Below are 13,497 nucleotides of genomic sequence, written 5' to 3'. Positions count from 1 at the left end.
CCCCGGCAGTGCTGGCGCCACTGCTTGTGTGCGGATAAGTGCTAGCCCGAGCGGGACGGTCACAGCCAGTCCGCAGGCGCGCCGGGGCCGGGCCAAACGCATGGATGCCTATCGCATGTACGGGCAGAGGCGCGTTGCAGCTGCGGCGCGCCTGGCCCGACAACCATCCTCAGCACAGGGTCAACGGCCGACGGCTCGGCCAGCAAAGCGGCCTGGACCCAGGGTGCAGGCAGTTCGGCCTGGGTGGGGCCCGCCCAGGCCACCAGGGCGAGCAGAACGGCGCGCAGGGCAATGTGGAGGAATTGGCGCATGACGGACTCCGCAGCAGACCGGAGCGCGGCGCGTTTCCGGGCGGCTTTTCGAGCCGCCGGGCGACCTTCGTGCACGGCGTCGCGGCTGACCTGACGGCAACCTTACGGTTGCTGTCCATGTCTGACGGATGCGCGAAATCCTTTACAGAACAGTTGCATAGACTTGGTGCACCGGGCGAGCTTCGTTTGCTGGCTAAACCCCGAGTGGCTTCGCCCCGTACCCTCAACCCAACCCCCGCTCCGCGCCCCAGCCCGCGCTAGCGGCGCGGGCGCACCAAGGCACGCGCGCCAGTGGCGCGCAAGCGGTGCCTTCTCGCCCTGCCGGGAGAGGGGCTTTCTGGCGCGCCCTGACCGATCCAGACGACCACAGCTGTTCCTTCTCCCTTCGGGAGAAGGTGCCCCGTAGGGGCGGATGAGGGTACGGGCGAAGCATTCGTGTCATCTGAGTCGACGTATGGCTTCGCCCCGTACCCTCACCCCAACCCCTCTCCCGCAGGAGAGGGGCTTTGGCTCGTCTCGATTCCCGATTCCCGATTCCCGAATCCCGGCAATCAGATCACCCGCAACGTAATCGCCTTCAACACTGCGCGCGTGCGGTCGCGGGTGCCGAGTTTTTCCAGGATGGTGGAGACGTAGTTCTTCACCGTGCCTTCGGCCAGGAACAGGGTGCGGGCGATCTCCTTGTTGGAGTAGCCGCCGGCCAGCAGGCGCAGGATGGCCACCTCGCGTTCGCTGAAGGTCTCGCGCGGGGCCTGCTGGTCGCGGAACTGGTAGCGGGCGCGTACCGGGTCGGTGCTGACCGGCTGCAGCAAGGTGTCGCCGGCGGCGACACGGGCGATGGCGTCGCGCAGGTCTTCCGGGGCGGCGTCCTTGAGCAGGAAACCTTGTGCGCCGGCGTCGCTGGCGCGCAGCAGCAGGTCGCTGTCGTCGAAGGTGGTGAGCAGCAGCACGGGGGTGCGGTCGCCGCGGGCGCGCAGCTGCTCCAGCGCCTGGATGCCATCGATGCCGGGCATGCGGATGTCGCTGAGCACCACGTCCACGGTGGTGGTGGCCAGCGCATCCAGCAGGCCCTGCCCGTCGTCGGCTTCGCAGACCACGGCCACGCCCTGCTGTTGCAGCAGCGCGCGCAGGCCGGCGCGCACCAGGATCTGGTCGTCGGCCAGGGCGATTCGAAGTGAACTCATTGCGGAAGTCTCGCAGTCAGGTGCATGCCGCCATTGGGGGTGCGGCCAAGGTCGAGATGGCCGTGCAGGGCGGCCAGCCGCTCGCGCATGCCGGTGATGCCATTGCCTTCGCGGATGCGCTCGGCGCGGCGGCCGTCGTCGCAGATGTCCACGTGCAACTGGGCATCGTGATAGTGCAGATGCACGGCCACCTCGTCGGCATCGGCATGCCGTACGGCATTGGTCAGCGCCTCCTGCACCAGCCGTAGCAGCAGCTCGGCCACGCGCGCGTCGGTGATGCGCACGTCGGCATCGATCTGCAGCCGCAGCGCCGGGCGCGGGAACGGGGCGGCCAGCGCGCGCAGCGCGGTCTGCAGGTCCAGGCCCTGGTCGTCGCGCATGGACTGCACCACGTTGCGGATGTCCGACAGCAGTTCCGCCGAGAGCTGTTCCAGCACCCGGATGTCGTCGCGCTGCCCCAACGCCGGGTCGGCACCGAGCAGGCGCAGGTTGATGCGCATGGCGGTGAGCTTGTGCCCGGCCACGTCGTGCAGCTCGCGCGCCAGGCGCAGGCGCTCGGCATCGCGGGCGCTGTCGGCCAGCAGTGCGCGGGTGGCCAGCAGGTCGGCATTGACGTAGGCCAGCGCGTCGCGTGCGCGCTCGGCACTGCGCGCATAGTGCGCAGTGAGCGCGGCAAAGGCCTGGAAGCCGGCGTAGGTGCTGACGATCAACAACGCCCGCTCGAACCCGGCCTGCACCAACAACGCGTACATGCCCGCGTTCAACATCAGTGCCAGCAGCAGCACGCGCGACGGCGGCCAGGTCATCCCTGCCTGCGCCACCAGCATCACCAGCAATACCGGAGCCGTGCCGGCACGCGGCTCCATCCAGACCAGCAACAATGCCAGGACCGCCTGCAACAGCGTTGCCACAGTCCGTAACGCAAGCGCCTGCGGCAGCACGGTATGCAATACAAACAACGCAGTGAAGCCGGCCAGCAGGCCCCAACGCCAGGCGCTGTGGGGCGAGGCGTCGGGCATGAACGACAGCGCCACTGCGGCAATGGTGAACCCACCGGCCAGACGCAGGGGGTGCAATAGATGGGAGAAGGACGAATGCATGCGGCGATGCTGACCGCCCTGCGGCCGCTCGGCAATGCTGTGCCTGCAGAAAGTGACTTCCGGCAGGTGGGATCGATGACCTGCGGCCCCTGTGGTCGATGCGGCGCGTGCGCACACTGGCATCACCAAGCCACCCCATCGCCACGGAGTTACGCCATGTCTGCTTCCAGTCTGTTTCTCGTCCTCAACCTGGCCTGGGGCGGCTATGAGCTGCTGCTCAGCCGTCGCCGCCGCGCCAGCGATGGTGGCGCGCACGACCAGGGCACCTTGAAGCACCTATGGCGGGTGCTGTCTGCGGCGGTGGCGGTTGCAGTGGTGCTGGCCTACAGCGGCCTGGCGCATTGGCCGCAGGGCTGGGACGCATCGCTGCAGTGGGCCGGCTGCGCCTTGATCGGCAGCGGGCTGGCGTTGCGCGTGTGGGCCATCCAGGTGCTGGCACGCTGGTTCACGGTGGATGTGACCATCCAGCCGGATCACCAGCTGGTGCGCCGCGGCCCGTATCGCTGGCTGCGGCATCCGTCCTACACCGGCGCACTGCTGGCCTTTTACGGGCTGGCCCTGGGCATGGGCAACGCGTTGTCGGTGGCGGCGATCGTGGTGCCGGTGACCCTGGTGTTCCTGCACCGCATCCGCGTCGAAGAAGCCGCGTTGCAGCGCGCGTTTCCGGTGGCCTACCCGGCGTATGCGGCGCAGAGCCGGCGGTTGCTGCCGCTGGTGTGGTGAGCGGAACGCTGGCGTGCAGCGATCACATGCTGCTTGCCAGACGGCTCGCAACCCTCGCACTTGCGCCGGCCACTACTGCAGCCCCGTCCCTGCGCCGCACCGATCGCCTTACACTCCGGGGCTCCCCCGCCGCCGCTGTCCGTCTTCGATGATCATTTCCGCCGCTTCCGACTACCGTGCCGCCGCGCAGGCGCGTTTGCCGCCCTTCCTGTTCCATTACATCGATGGTGGGGCGTACGCCGAGCACACGCTGCGACGCAATGTTTCCGACCTGGCCGATATCGCGCTGCGCCAGCGGGTGCTGCGCAATATGTCGGACCTGAGCCTGAGCACCGAGCTGTTCGGCGAAACCCTGGCCATGCCGGTGGCGCTGGCTCCGGTGGGGCTGACCGGCATGTACGCGCGGCGCGGCGAAGTGCAGGCCGCGCGCGCGGCGGCGGCGCGCGGGATTCCGTTCACCTTGTCCACGGTGTCGGTGTGCCCGATCGAAGAAGTGGCGCCGGCCATCAGCCGGCCGATGTGGTTCCAGCTGTACGTGCTCAAGGACCGCGGCTTCATGCGCAACGCGCTGGAGCGCGCCAAGGCCGCCGGGGTGACCACGCTGGTGTTCACCGTGGACATGCCCACGCCCGGCGCGCGCTACCGCGATGCGCACTCGGGCATGAGCGGGCCCAATGCGTCGCTGCGGCGCATGCTGCAGGCGGTGACGCACCCGCGCTGGGCGTGGGACGTGGGCCTGCTCGGCAAACCGCATGATCTAGGCAATATTTCCGCCTACCGCGGCAGCCCGACCGGCCTGCAGGACTACATCGGCTGGCTGGCGGCCAATTTCGACCCCTCCATCTCGTGGAAGGACCTGGAATGGATCCGCGAGTTCTGGACCGGGCCGATGGTGATCAAGGGCATCCTGGACCCGGACGATGCGCGCGATGCGGTGCGCTTCGGCGCCGACGGCATCGTGGTCTCCAACCATGGCGGGCGCCAGCTGGACGGTGTGCTGTCCAGCGCACGCGCGTTGCCGGCCATTGCCGATGCAGTGAAGGGGCAGCTCAAGATCCTGGCCGACTCGGGCATCCGCAGCGGGCTGGACGTGGTGCGCATGCTCGCGCTCGGTGCCGATGCGGTGTTGCTGGGGCGCGCGTTCGTCTATGCGCTGGCGGCCGGTGGTCAGGCTGGCGTGGAGAACCTGCTGAGCTTGATCGAAAAGGAAATGCGCGTGGCGATGACCCTGACCGGCACCCATTCGATTGCCGAGATCAGCGGCGATGCGTTGAGCCGGGTGACGCGGGAGAACGTGGTCTCGCCTTGACGGGGTTCGGGATTCGGGAGTCGTTGGTGGCAGAGCGGACGATCTGCGGCCATGCTGCAGGACCCTTGCCCGCCTGGTGGCTGCACAGTCGTCCAGCCGACGGCTCTTAGTGGTTGTCGTCGGCGGTGGGCAGGTGTTGCTGCAATGCCAGCACCGATTCCCAAGGATCTGCGCGTTGACGCTTGGCGCGCTGTATGGCCTTGTCCATCGGGAAGGCGTCCGGCCCGCTGATCTTGCCGAGTTCTTCCCAGCGCAGCGGTACGGCGACGGTGGCCTTTTCGCGCGCACGCAGCGACCACGAACACACGCTGGTATTGCCGCGCCCGTTGCGCAACCAATCCACAAAGATCACGCCGTGGCGCTTGGCCTTGCTCATGGTGGCCACGTAGCGTTCCGGTGCCTGCGTGGCCAGGGCCTGCGCGAAGGCCTCGCAGAAGTCGCGCGCCCGGTCCCAGCTCGCGTCGGGCACGATGGGCACCACCACATGCAGCCCCTTGCCGCCGGACAGGCGCACCGCGCTTTCCAGCCCGACCGCGCGTAGCTTGGTGCGGATCTCGCGAGCGGCGGCCACCACCTCCGGCCAGGCGACGGCATCGCCCGGATCCAGATCGAACACCAGGCGGTCCGGGCGCTCCGGGTCGTCGACCCGTGCGCCCCAGGGGTGTAGCTCGAGGGTATTCATCTGCACCAGCTCGAGCAGTCCGGCGGCGTCTTCGATATACAGATAGTCCTCGGTGCCGCTCTTCTGTTCGAGCGGAATCGCCTTGATGTGCGCGCCCAACTGGCGGCCCTGGTGCTTCTGGAAGAAGCAGTCGCCGCCCACGCCGTCCGGGCAGCGCAACAACGACAGCGGCCGACGCGCCACCTCCGGCACCACCAGCGACGCCACCGCACGGTAGTACGCCGCCACATCGCCCTTGCTGATGCCCGATGCGGGAAAGACCACGCGCTCGGGATGGGTGATGCTCACCGCGTCCACGGACAGGGTGGCCGATGAGGTGGACACCGCCGACGCAACCACCCTGGAAGACTTCGCGCCAGCTGCCGAGGCGCGCTTGCCCGCGCGTTTTTCTGCGGTCCTGGTGGCCACCTTGCTCACCGTCTTTGCAACCGTCTTGGTCACGGTCTTGCGGGTGGCGGTGCATGTTTTTGCCGGGGTCGCGCGCTTGCCGGCCGCAGGCGTGCCCGGCGCTGCGCGGTCGCCGCCCAGATCGGTCATCGGTTTGTCCTCGCGTAGACGCTTGAAGGCGGCCTGCCGCAGCAAGCCCTGCTTGGCCCAGCCGCGGAATGCGATCTCGGCGATCAGCTGCGGGCGCACCCAATGCACATCGCGCGGGCGGCCGGGGATGTGCGCAGGCAGCTCCAGCGTGGCGGTGTCGCTCTGCAAGGCCTGCAGCTGCGCGGCGATCTGCCCGAGCAGCGCGCCGTCGAAACCAGTGCCCACCCGGCCGACGTAGCGCAACGTGTCGCCGTCCGGCTGCGCCAGCAGCAAGGCGCCAAAGCCGCTGCGTGCGCCCTTGGGGTCGGTGTACCCCACCACCACAAAGTCGTCGCTGTCTTCGTGCTTGGTCTTGACCCAGTCGGCACTGCGCCCGCCGCGGTACACAGCGTCGGCACGCTTGCTCACGATGCCTTCCCAGCCCTTGCCCGCGCTTGCCGCAAACACTTCGGGGCCGCGCCCGATGACATGCTCGCTGTAGGCCAAGGTGCCCGGCTTCTCACCGAGCAGCGCGCGCAGCAGCTGCTTGCGTTGCAGCAGCGGCGTGTCGCGCAGGTCCACCCCGGCCACGCCGAGCAGGTCGAACGCGAGATAGCGCAGCGGTTGGCGGGCACTGCCATCGATGGCCCGCTGCAGTGCAGTGAAATCGCTGCGCCCGTGCGCGTCCAGCACCACCAGCTCGCCATCCAGCCGCGCGTCGCGCACCGGCAGCGCCTGCAACGCGGTGACCACGTCGGGAAAGCGCTCCGTCCACGCCTGGTCATTGCGCGAGCGCAGCTGCACGTTGCCGTCGACCAGATCGGCAAGCAATCGATAGCCGTCCCATTTGATCTCGTGCAGCCAGGCCTCGCCATCCGGCGCCTGGTCGCGCAGCAAGGTCAGCTGCGCGACCAGGCCGGTGGGGCATGCGCCGTCGCGTGCGCCATCCAGCGCCAGCGCGCGGCGGCGCCATGCGGCATCGGCCGCCGCGCCAGCGCGCGGCGAGGGTGCCTGCTTGCGTGCGGGCCGGGGCGCTTGCTGTGCCACCGCCCTGGCCGGCTGCCGCTGTGCACGGCTGGCCTTGGCGCGCCTGCCAGGTGCGACGGCAGCGCTGTCGCCGGCCCGTTCCACGATGGTATCGGCATCCAGATCCGCCGCAAACGCATCGGTGCGCTTGAACAGCAGCCACTGCGGCTTGCCGCCGCGCATGCGCGTGCGCACCAGCGCAAACCCGCCCTGCAGGTGCTCGCCCTGCAAGGTGAATTCCAGCTTGCCCGCGTCCAGCGCGGCGAGCACGTCGCCATCGCAGTGCCAGTGGCCATGGTCGAAGATCTGCACATGCCCGCCGCCGTACTGGCCTTGCGGGATGTCGCCTTCGAAGCCGGCGTAGGACAGCGGGTGATCTTCCACCTGCACGGCCAGGCGCTTTTCTCCGGCCCGCAGCGACGGCCCCTTGGGCACCGCCCAGCTCTTGAGCACGCCATCGGCTTCCAGACGGAAATCGTAGTGGCGCGCACTGGCGTAGTGGAGCTGCACCACAAAGATCGGCTGGGCACTGGCAGGCACCGGCGCATCTGCCGCCGGCTCCGGGGTCTGGTCGAAGCGGCGCTTGGCCGTGTAATCGCGCAGGCCCATCGCTTAGCCGGCCTTGCGCCGCGGCGCAGCCTTGGCAGCGGTCTTCTTGGTGGCCTTGGTCGCGGTTTTCTTGGCGGCCTTCTTGGCCACTTTCTTGGTGGCGGCCTTCTTGGCCGGCGCCTGCTCTGCCGCTGCCGCGCCGGTCTTCTTTGCCGGCGTGCGCGTGTTGGCCTGCAGGCTCTTCTGCAGCAAGGACATGAAATCCACCACGTTGGTGGTGGCGTCTTCGTGCTGGGTGGGCTCGATGTCCACCTGCGTGGTGCCGGCCTTTTCCTTGATGCGTTTGCGCAGGATCTGCTCGAGCTTGCCGCGGAACTCGTCGTGATAGTCCTCCGGCTGCCAGGTGCCGGACATCGACTCGATCAGCTGCCTGGCCATCTCCTGCTCCTTGGGCGTGATGCGGTACTCGCCCACCGCGCCGGCCGGCAGCTTGAAGTCCTGCGGGTCCACCACCTCCTGCTGGTAGCGCAGCAGCAACAGGATCAATGCATCGCCCTGCGGCATGACGGCGGCCAGATATTCACGGGTGCGGATGACCACCTTGGCGATGCCGACCTTGCCGGTGTCGCGCAAGGTTTCCCGCAGCAGCACATAGCCCTTTTCCGCCTTCTTGCCCGGCACCAGGATGTAGGGCTTTTCGAAATAGCGCGGGTCGATATCTGACGCGTCGACGAAGGTTTCCACCTCCACGGTCTCGTGGCTTTCCGGTGCGGCCGAACGGATGTCCTGCTCTTCGACAATGACGTAGCTGCCCTTGTCGTATTCGAATGCCTTGACGATTTCCTTCCACGGCACTTCATCGCCGGTGTCGGCATTGACGCGCTCGAAGCGGATCGGCTTCTTGTCGCGCGAATCCAGCATGCGAAAGTGCAGGTCCACCTTGCGCTCGCCCGACATCAGCGACACCGGCACATTGAGCAGGCCAAACGATAATGTTCCGGTCCAGATCGGTCGAGCCATCAGTGCGCCACTCCATGGACGGCAGCATCGGGAATGTGGTCCAGCGCCAGCCACGCGTCTTCGACGATGGCGCGCACGTGCGGCCAGTCCAGACGCGAGCCGCCGCGCATGCTGTCCCAGTGCGCAGCCAATGCCTGCTCGCACTGCGCATCGGCGCCACGCGGCCAGTCTGCAGCGTGGGTGACGCGCGCAAACGCATAGGCCGGCGCGAGATCGCCCCAGGTCGGCCCGCCGCGTCGGCGACGACGGTGATAGTCGGCACGGCTGTAACACCGGAAGTCCTGCGCCACGCCATCGGCGTCCACCGCAGCCCACGTGCGATGCGTTCGCTTGGGCAACGTGGGGTCGGCAGGCGCACTGAACAGGCGACGATCGGGACGACGGTCCAGGGGGCGCATGGTCTGCTCCACGGTGCGGCATTGGGGGGTCACATCAGTAACGCCGCTGACGTGATCCATGCGTGAGAAATCCGCATGGTCTGCGATTTGCGTGACCTTCACTGCGCGCGCGGTGAACTGGCGCCCCTCATCGACACCAGGAGCCCCGCATGTCCCGTGACCCCTTGCGCGACCAACCCGCTCACCCGGGCGAACAGCACGGCAAGCGCGATGCCGAGCATCATGAAGACCGCGGTGCCGGCGACGCACCCGAGACGCTGATTCCGGCCGACGACACCACCCCGGCCAAGAAGCCTGGCACTGCGCCGTAACGGCTCGCCGTCATGGCCGGGTGTGTGCGCCCGGCACGCGCAGCAACGGCCGTGGCGCAGGGCATCAAGGCGCAGGGCGCGCGTGACGTGGCGCAACCTGAAGCTGGCGTACCCGGAGGTGACGTGACACCTGTCCGTGGCAGCGCAACGAGCCCAGTGCTGCCGGCTTTCTCTCATCTGCAGGGCGCGGTAACAGGCGCTCGTCGAAACATCGGCGGAAACGACCGCCTAATCGTCACATCAAGACCGTGGTGACGATCCACACGCCCATCCTCATACGCGCCCGGCCGCCTGCAGCTGCGCCATCTCCTCATCGCTGAACAGACGCGACCGCACCAGGAAACGCACTCCCTCGCCGTTCTCCAACGAAAACATGCCGCCGCGCCCTGGCACCACATCGATGATCAGCTGGGTGTGCTTCCAGTAGGCGAATTGCGGCGCGCTGATATAGAACGGTGCGCCGGCAATTTCGCCCAGCAGGACATCGCGGTCGCCCACGATGAACTCGCCCACCGCAAAGCACATCGGCGAAGACCCATCGCAGCAGCCGCCGGACTGATGGAACAGCACATCGCCGTGCCGTGCGCGCAGCGTGTCGATCAACTGCGACGCCGCCAGGGTGGCCATCACCTGTGGCGGCACCTCGACGCGCGGAGTGGTGTGGTGCATCGGCTGTCTCCTGCGGCCACCTCAGGCCGCCATGTCGAGCACGATACGCCCCTCGATCGTCCCGGCGTGCATGCGCGCGAAGACAGCGTTGATGTTCTCCAGCCGGTCGGTCGACACCGTGGCCGCCACCTTGCCGTGCGCCGCAAACTCCAGCGATTCCTGCAGGTCCAGGCGCGTGCCGACGATGGAGCCGCGCACGGTGATGCCATTGAGCACCATGCCGAAGATATCCAGCGGAAAGTCGCCCGGCGGCAAGCCGTTGAGCGCGACCGTACCGCCGCGCCGCACCATGCCGATGGCCTGCTCGAACGCCTTCGGCGAGACTGCGGTGACCAGCGCGCCATGGGCGCCGCCGATGTGCTGTTTCACGAACGCCACCGGGTCGGTGGTGCGTGCATTGACCGTCACCGTCGCGCCAAGACGCCGTGCCAGCGCCAGCTTGGCATCGTCCACATCCACCGCGGCCACCTGCAGGCCCATTGCACAGGCGTACTGCACCGCCAGGTGGCCCAGCCCGCCAATGCCGGAAATCACCACCCACTGCCCCGGCTTGGTATCGGTCATCTTCAGTCCCTTGTACACGGTGACTCCCGCACACAGGATCGGCGCAACCTCGACAAAGCCCAGCTCGGCGGGCAGGTGCCCGACATACTGGGCATTGGCCAGGGCGTAGCCGGCAAAGCCGCCGTTGACCGAATAGCCGCTGTTCTGCTGCGCCTCGCACAGCGTCTCCCAGCCGCCCAGGCAATGCGTGCAATGCCCGCACGCCGAATACAGCCACGGAATGCCGACCCGGTCGCCCTCCTTGATGTGGCGCACGCCCGCGCCCACCGCAGCCACGTACCCCACCCCCTCGTGTCCGGGGATGAACGGCGGGTTCGGCTTCACCGGCCAGTCGCCCTGCGCGGCATGCAGATCGGTATGGCAGACCCCGCAGGCCTGGATCTTCACCAGCAGATCGCCGGCCTGCGGCCGCGGCACCGCCACCTCCTCGATCACCAACGGCGCCCCGAACTGCCGCACCACTGCCGCCTGCATTGTCATGTCCATCGCCACGCTCCGCACCGAGATTGCAGCCACCTTAGGCGCCTTGCCCAGGCGTGGCCTTGATCGAAGTCAAATGGCCCGACCCGCACGCCCTCCATCGAGGGCGTAAGCGCCCCCCACGCAGGCAATGTGCACGGACCGCCGCTACCGCACCGGCCCTTGCCGGACGACGCGGCGGGATGCGATCAGAAGAACCCCAGCGCCTTTGGCGAATAACTCACCAGCAGGTTCTTGGTCTGCTGGTAATGGTCGAGCATCATCTTGTGATTCTCGCGCCCGATGCCCGACTGCTTGTAGCCGCCGAACGCAGCGTGCGCCGGATAGGCGTGATAGCAGTTGGTCCACACGCGGCCGGCCTGGATTGCGCGGCCCATGCGGTACAGCCGCGAGGCGTCGCGGCTCCACACGCCGGCGCCCAGGCCGTACAGCGTGTCGTTGGCGATCGCCAGCGCTTCGGCTTCATCCTTGAAGGTGGTCACCGACACCACCGGGCCGAAGATCTCTTCCTGGAAAACGCGCATCGCGTTGTGGCCTTTGAACACGGTCGGCTTCACGTAGAAGCCCTCGGCCAGCTCGCCATCGAGCGTATTGCGTTCGCCACCGATCAACACGTCGGCACCTTCCTGCTTGCCGATGTCGATGTAGGACAGGATCTTTTCCAGCTGCTCGCTGGAGGCCTGCGCACCCACCATGGTGTTGGGGTCGAGCGGGTTGCCCTGCTTGATCGCCGCCACTCGCTTGAGCGCCTTGTCCATGAACTTGTCGTAGATGGATTCCTGGATCAGCGCGCGCGACGGGCAGGTGCACACTTCGCCCTGGTTGAAGGCGAACATGACAAAGCCTTCCACCGCCTTGTCGAGAAAATCGTCGTCTTCGGCCATGACATCGGCAAAGAAGATGTTGGGCGACTTGCCGCCCAGCTCCAGCGTCACCGGAATCAGGTTCTGGCTGGCGTATTGCATGATCAGCCGGCCGGTGGTGGTTTCGCCGGTGAAGGCGATCTTGGCGATGCGCGGGTTGCTGGCCAGCGGCTTGCCGGCTTCCAGTCCAAAACCGTTGACCACGTTGAGCACGCCGGGCGGCAGCAGGTCGCCGATGACTTCCATCCACACCAGGATCGAGGCGGGTGTCTGCTCGGCCGGTTTCATCACCACGCAGTTGCCGGCGGCCAGCGCCGGTGCGAGTTTCCAGCAGGCCATCAACAGCGGGAAGTTCCACGGAATGATCTGCCCCACCACGCCCAGCGGCTCGTGGAAGTGATAGGCGATGGTGTCGCTGTCGATCTCGGAAATGCCGCCTTCCTGCGCACGAATGGCGCCTGCGAAATAACGGAAGTGGTCCACGCACAGCGGCACGTCGGCATTGAGCGTTTCGCGCACCGGCTTGCCGTTGTCCCAGGTCTCGGCATAGGCGAGCAGTTCCAGATTCTGCTCGATGCGGTCGGCGATCTTGAGCAATACGTTGGAACGCTCGGTGGTGGAGGTCTTGCCCCAGGCGTCCTTGGCCGCGTGCGCGGCGTCGAGTGCGGCTTCGATATCCGGCGCGGTGGAGCGCGCGATCGACGTGAACACCTTGCCGTTGATCGGCGTGGTGTTGTCGAAGTACTGGCCGTTGTCCGGCGCCACCCACTTGCCACCGATGAAGTTGTCGTAACGCGGCTTGAAGATCGATTGCGGGTCGGTGTTGAGCGGCTTGGTGGCAGGTTGCGCGTTCATCATGGTCTCCGGCAGGAAAGGCGAAGCCACGTGTATACCCAGCCAGGTGCCAGTGCAATCTCCGCGCGCGGGCTGTTGCGCTGCGTCACCACGCAGCCGGCGCAGGACGGGGTGCGGTCACCCGAATGCGCTGCAGCGCGTCATTGCGCCGATGGGTGGGCAACGCGACGACGCCGCAACGATGCGATGGCTATGACGCGATCGATCCGAGCACGTCACCGCCGGTACGCGGCGGTGACGGGGCGCGATCACGGTGCAGCGGCATGTGCTGTGGCCGGCGCTGCATTCGGCGATGCCTTGCAATCGGCCACGGTTTTTTGCTGATAGGAGCGCAACTGCCACGCAGCCGTGGCAGCGGTCTCTGCCCACACATAGACCCAGTGGTACTGCTGATCGCCATTGCAGGCGTCGATGGTGATCTCGTCGCGCAGCTGGCCGCGTGCCGGCAGCGGGGCTACGTTACTTGCGGTGTCGGCGCGCGTGTTCAGCGGACGATCGAACAGGGCGGTGCCGATGCGTACAGGCCCCAACGCGGCGGCATCGGCCGGTGGCGGTGTCTGCCTGGGCTGCGTGCTCAGCCCGGATTGCTGCTGCAGCCAGGTGTGTATTTTTGCGATGGCGGGGGAGCCGGCTGGATAGTCGCGCACGATGCGCATATCCACGTGGTCTGCCCACGCTGCGCTGCAGAGCAGAAGGCCGGCCACCATTGCCGACACGCTCACCATTCGCTTCCAGGTCTTCATCATCATTGCACTCCATGCCGAGAATGAGTGGCAGAGGCTAGCACGCCGCTCTGGCAGTGCCTGGACTCGCTGCGGATCTACTTGGACTGGAACAGGATGATCGCCAGCAGCGCGCAGAGTGATGCGCGCGCGCGCGCGGCGACCGCGCCGGCAGCCCCGCCTCCGGCGATTACCCGTTGCGCGGCGCCGCAGTG

12 protein-coding genes are annotated in these 13,497 nt (G+C 67.4%); 3 read left to right on the top strand and 9 right to left on the bottom strand.

Going from position 1 to position 13,497, the window contains the following annotated elements; genetic code table 11:
- Positions 1 to 862: 862 nt before the first annotated feature.
- Positions 863 to 1,495 (bottom strand): response regulator transcription factor, encoded by a 633-nt coding sequence (locus ACCQ12_RS00650; protein WP_047693283.1) that lies wholly within the window; start codon positions 1,493 to 1,495, stop codon positions 863 to 865.
- Complete coding sequence (locus ACCQ12_RS00645) at positions 1,492 to 2,718, bottom strand: sensor histidine kinase (protein ID WP_372383681.1); 1,227 nt, start codon at positions 2,716 to 2,718, stop codon at positions 1,492 to 1,494. Before ACCQ12_RS00645 ends, ACCQ12_RS00650 begins: the two co-directional genes overlap by 4 nt.
- A gap of 33 nt (positions 2,719 to 2,751) precedes the next feature.
- Between ACCQ12_RS00645 and ACCQ12_RS00640 the strand changes: the two genes are divergently transcribed.
- Together ACCQ12_RS00640 and lldD are read left to right on the top strand one after the other, a co-directional pair.
- Complete coding sequence (locus tag ACCQ12_RS00640) at positions 2,752 to 3,318, top strand: methyltransferase family protein (RefSeq protein ID WP_047693282.1); 567 nt, start codon at positions 2,752 to 2,754, stop codon at positions 3,316 to 3,318.
- Between the two features lie 148 nt (positions 3,319 to 3,466).
- Entirely contained in the window at positions 3,467 to 4,627 is a 1,161-nt protein-coding gene (gene lldD / locus ACCQ12_RS00635; protein ID WP_039563665.1) for an FMN-dependent L-lactate dehydrogenase LldD, read from the top strand.
- 106 nt (positions 4,628 to 4,733) lie between these two features.
- Here the strand turns inward: lldD and ligD are convergent, their stop codons facing one another.
- The 3 genes from ligD to ACCQ12_RS00620 are packed head-to-tail and all read right to left on the bottom strand — an operon-like array spanning position 4,734 to position 8,818.
- A complete protein-coding gene (gene ligD / locus ACCQ12_RS00630; RefSeq protein WP_372382679.1) occupies positions 4,734 to 7,460 on the bottom strand; it encodes a DNA ligase D in 2,727 nt (908 codons plus the stop codon).
- 3 nt (positions 7,461 to 7,463) lie between these two features.
- Positions 7,464 to 8,420 carry a non-homologous end joining protein Ku gene (gene ku / locus ACCQ12_RS00625; protein ID WP_166743439.1) on the bottom strand — a complete coding sequence of 319 codons (957 nt, stop codon included), beginning with the start codon at positions 8,418 to 8,420 and terminating at the stop codon, positions 7,464 to 7,466.
- Entirely contained in the window at positions 8,420 to 8,818 is a 399-nt protein-coding gene (locus ACCQ12_RS00620) for a hypothetical protein (RefSeq protein WP_372383680.1), read from the bottom strand. The genes ku and ACCQ12_RS00620 overlap by 1 nt, the downstream gene beginning before the upstream one ends.
- A 149-nt stretch (positions 8,819 to 8,967) precedes the next feature.
- On the opposite strand from ACCQ12_RS00620, the gene ACCQ12_RS00615 reads away from it, so the two are divergent.
- The gene (locus ACCQ12_RS00615; protein ID WP_068835635.1) at positions 8,968 to 9,129 is read left to right on the top strand and encodes a hypothetical protein; all 162 of its coding nucleotides are present in this window, start codon (positions 8,968 to 8,970) and stop codon (positions 9,127 to 9,129) included.
- A 273-nt stretch (positions 9,130 to 9,402) separates the two neighbouring features.
- Here ACCQ12_RS00615 and ACCQ12_RS00610 read toward each other — a convergent pair whose 3' ends face one another.
- The 4 genes from ACCQ12_RS00610 to ACCQ12_RS00595 form a co-directional block, all read right to left on the bottom strand.
- A complete protein-coding gene (locus ACCQ12_RS00610; RefSeq protein WP_039406926.1) occupies positions 9,403 to 9,798 on the bottom strand; it encodes a DUF779 domain-containing protein in 396 nt (131 codons plus the stop codon).
- 21 nt (positions 9,799 to 9,819) lie between these two features.
- Positions 9,820 to 10,848 (bottom strand): alcohol dehydrogenase AdhP, encoded by a 1,029-nt coding sequence (gene adhP / locus ACCQ12_RS00605; protein WP_047693275.1) that lies wholly within the window; start codon positions 10,846 to 10,848, stop codon positions 9,820 to 9,822.
- A 182-nt stretch (positions 10,849 to 11,030) separates the two neighbouring features.
- Positions 11,031 to 12,560: an aldehyde dehydrogenase gene (adh, locus tag ACCQ12_RS00600; protein ID WP_372382678.1), complete on the bottom strand. Its 1,530-nt coding sequence runs from the start codon at positions 12,558 to 12,560 to the stop codon at positions 11,031 to 11,033.
- A gap of 248 nt (positions 12,561 to 12,808) precedes the next feature.
- Positions 12,809 to 13,306, bottom strand: a complete 498-nt coding sequence (locus tag ACCQ12_RS00595) for a hypothetical protein (protein WP_372383682.1) — start codon at positions 13,304 to 13,306, stop codon at positions 12,809 to 12,811.
- Positions 13,307 to 13,497: the final 191 nt, after the last annotated feature.

Source organism: Xanthomonas sp. NCPPB 1068 (genome assembly GCF_041479385.2).
GTDB lineage: Bacteria > Pseudomonadota > Gammaproteobacteria > Xanthomonadales > Xanthomonadaceae > Xanthomonas > Xanthomonas cannabis.
The sequence above is the reverse complement of the archived record's forward strand: the minus strand, read 5'-3'. Positions and strand labels throughout refer to the sequence as shown.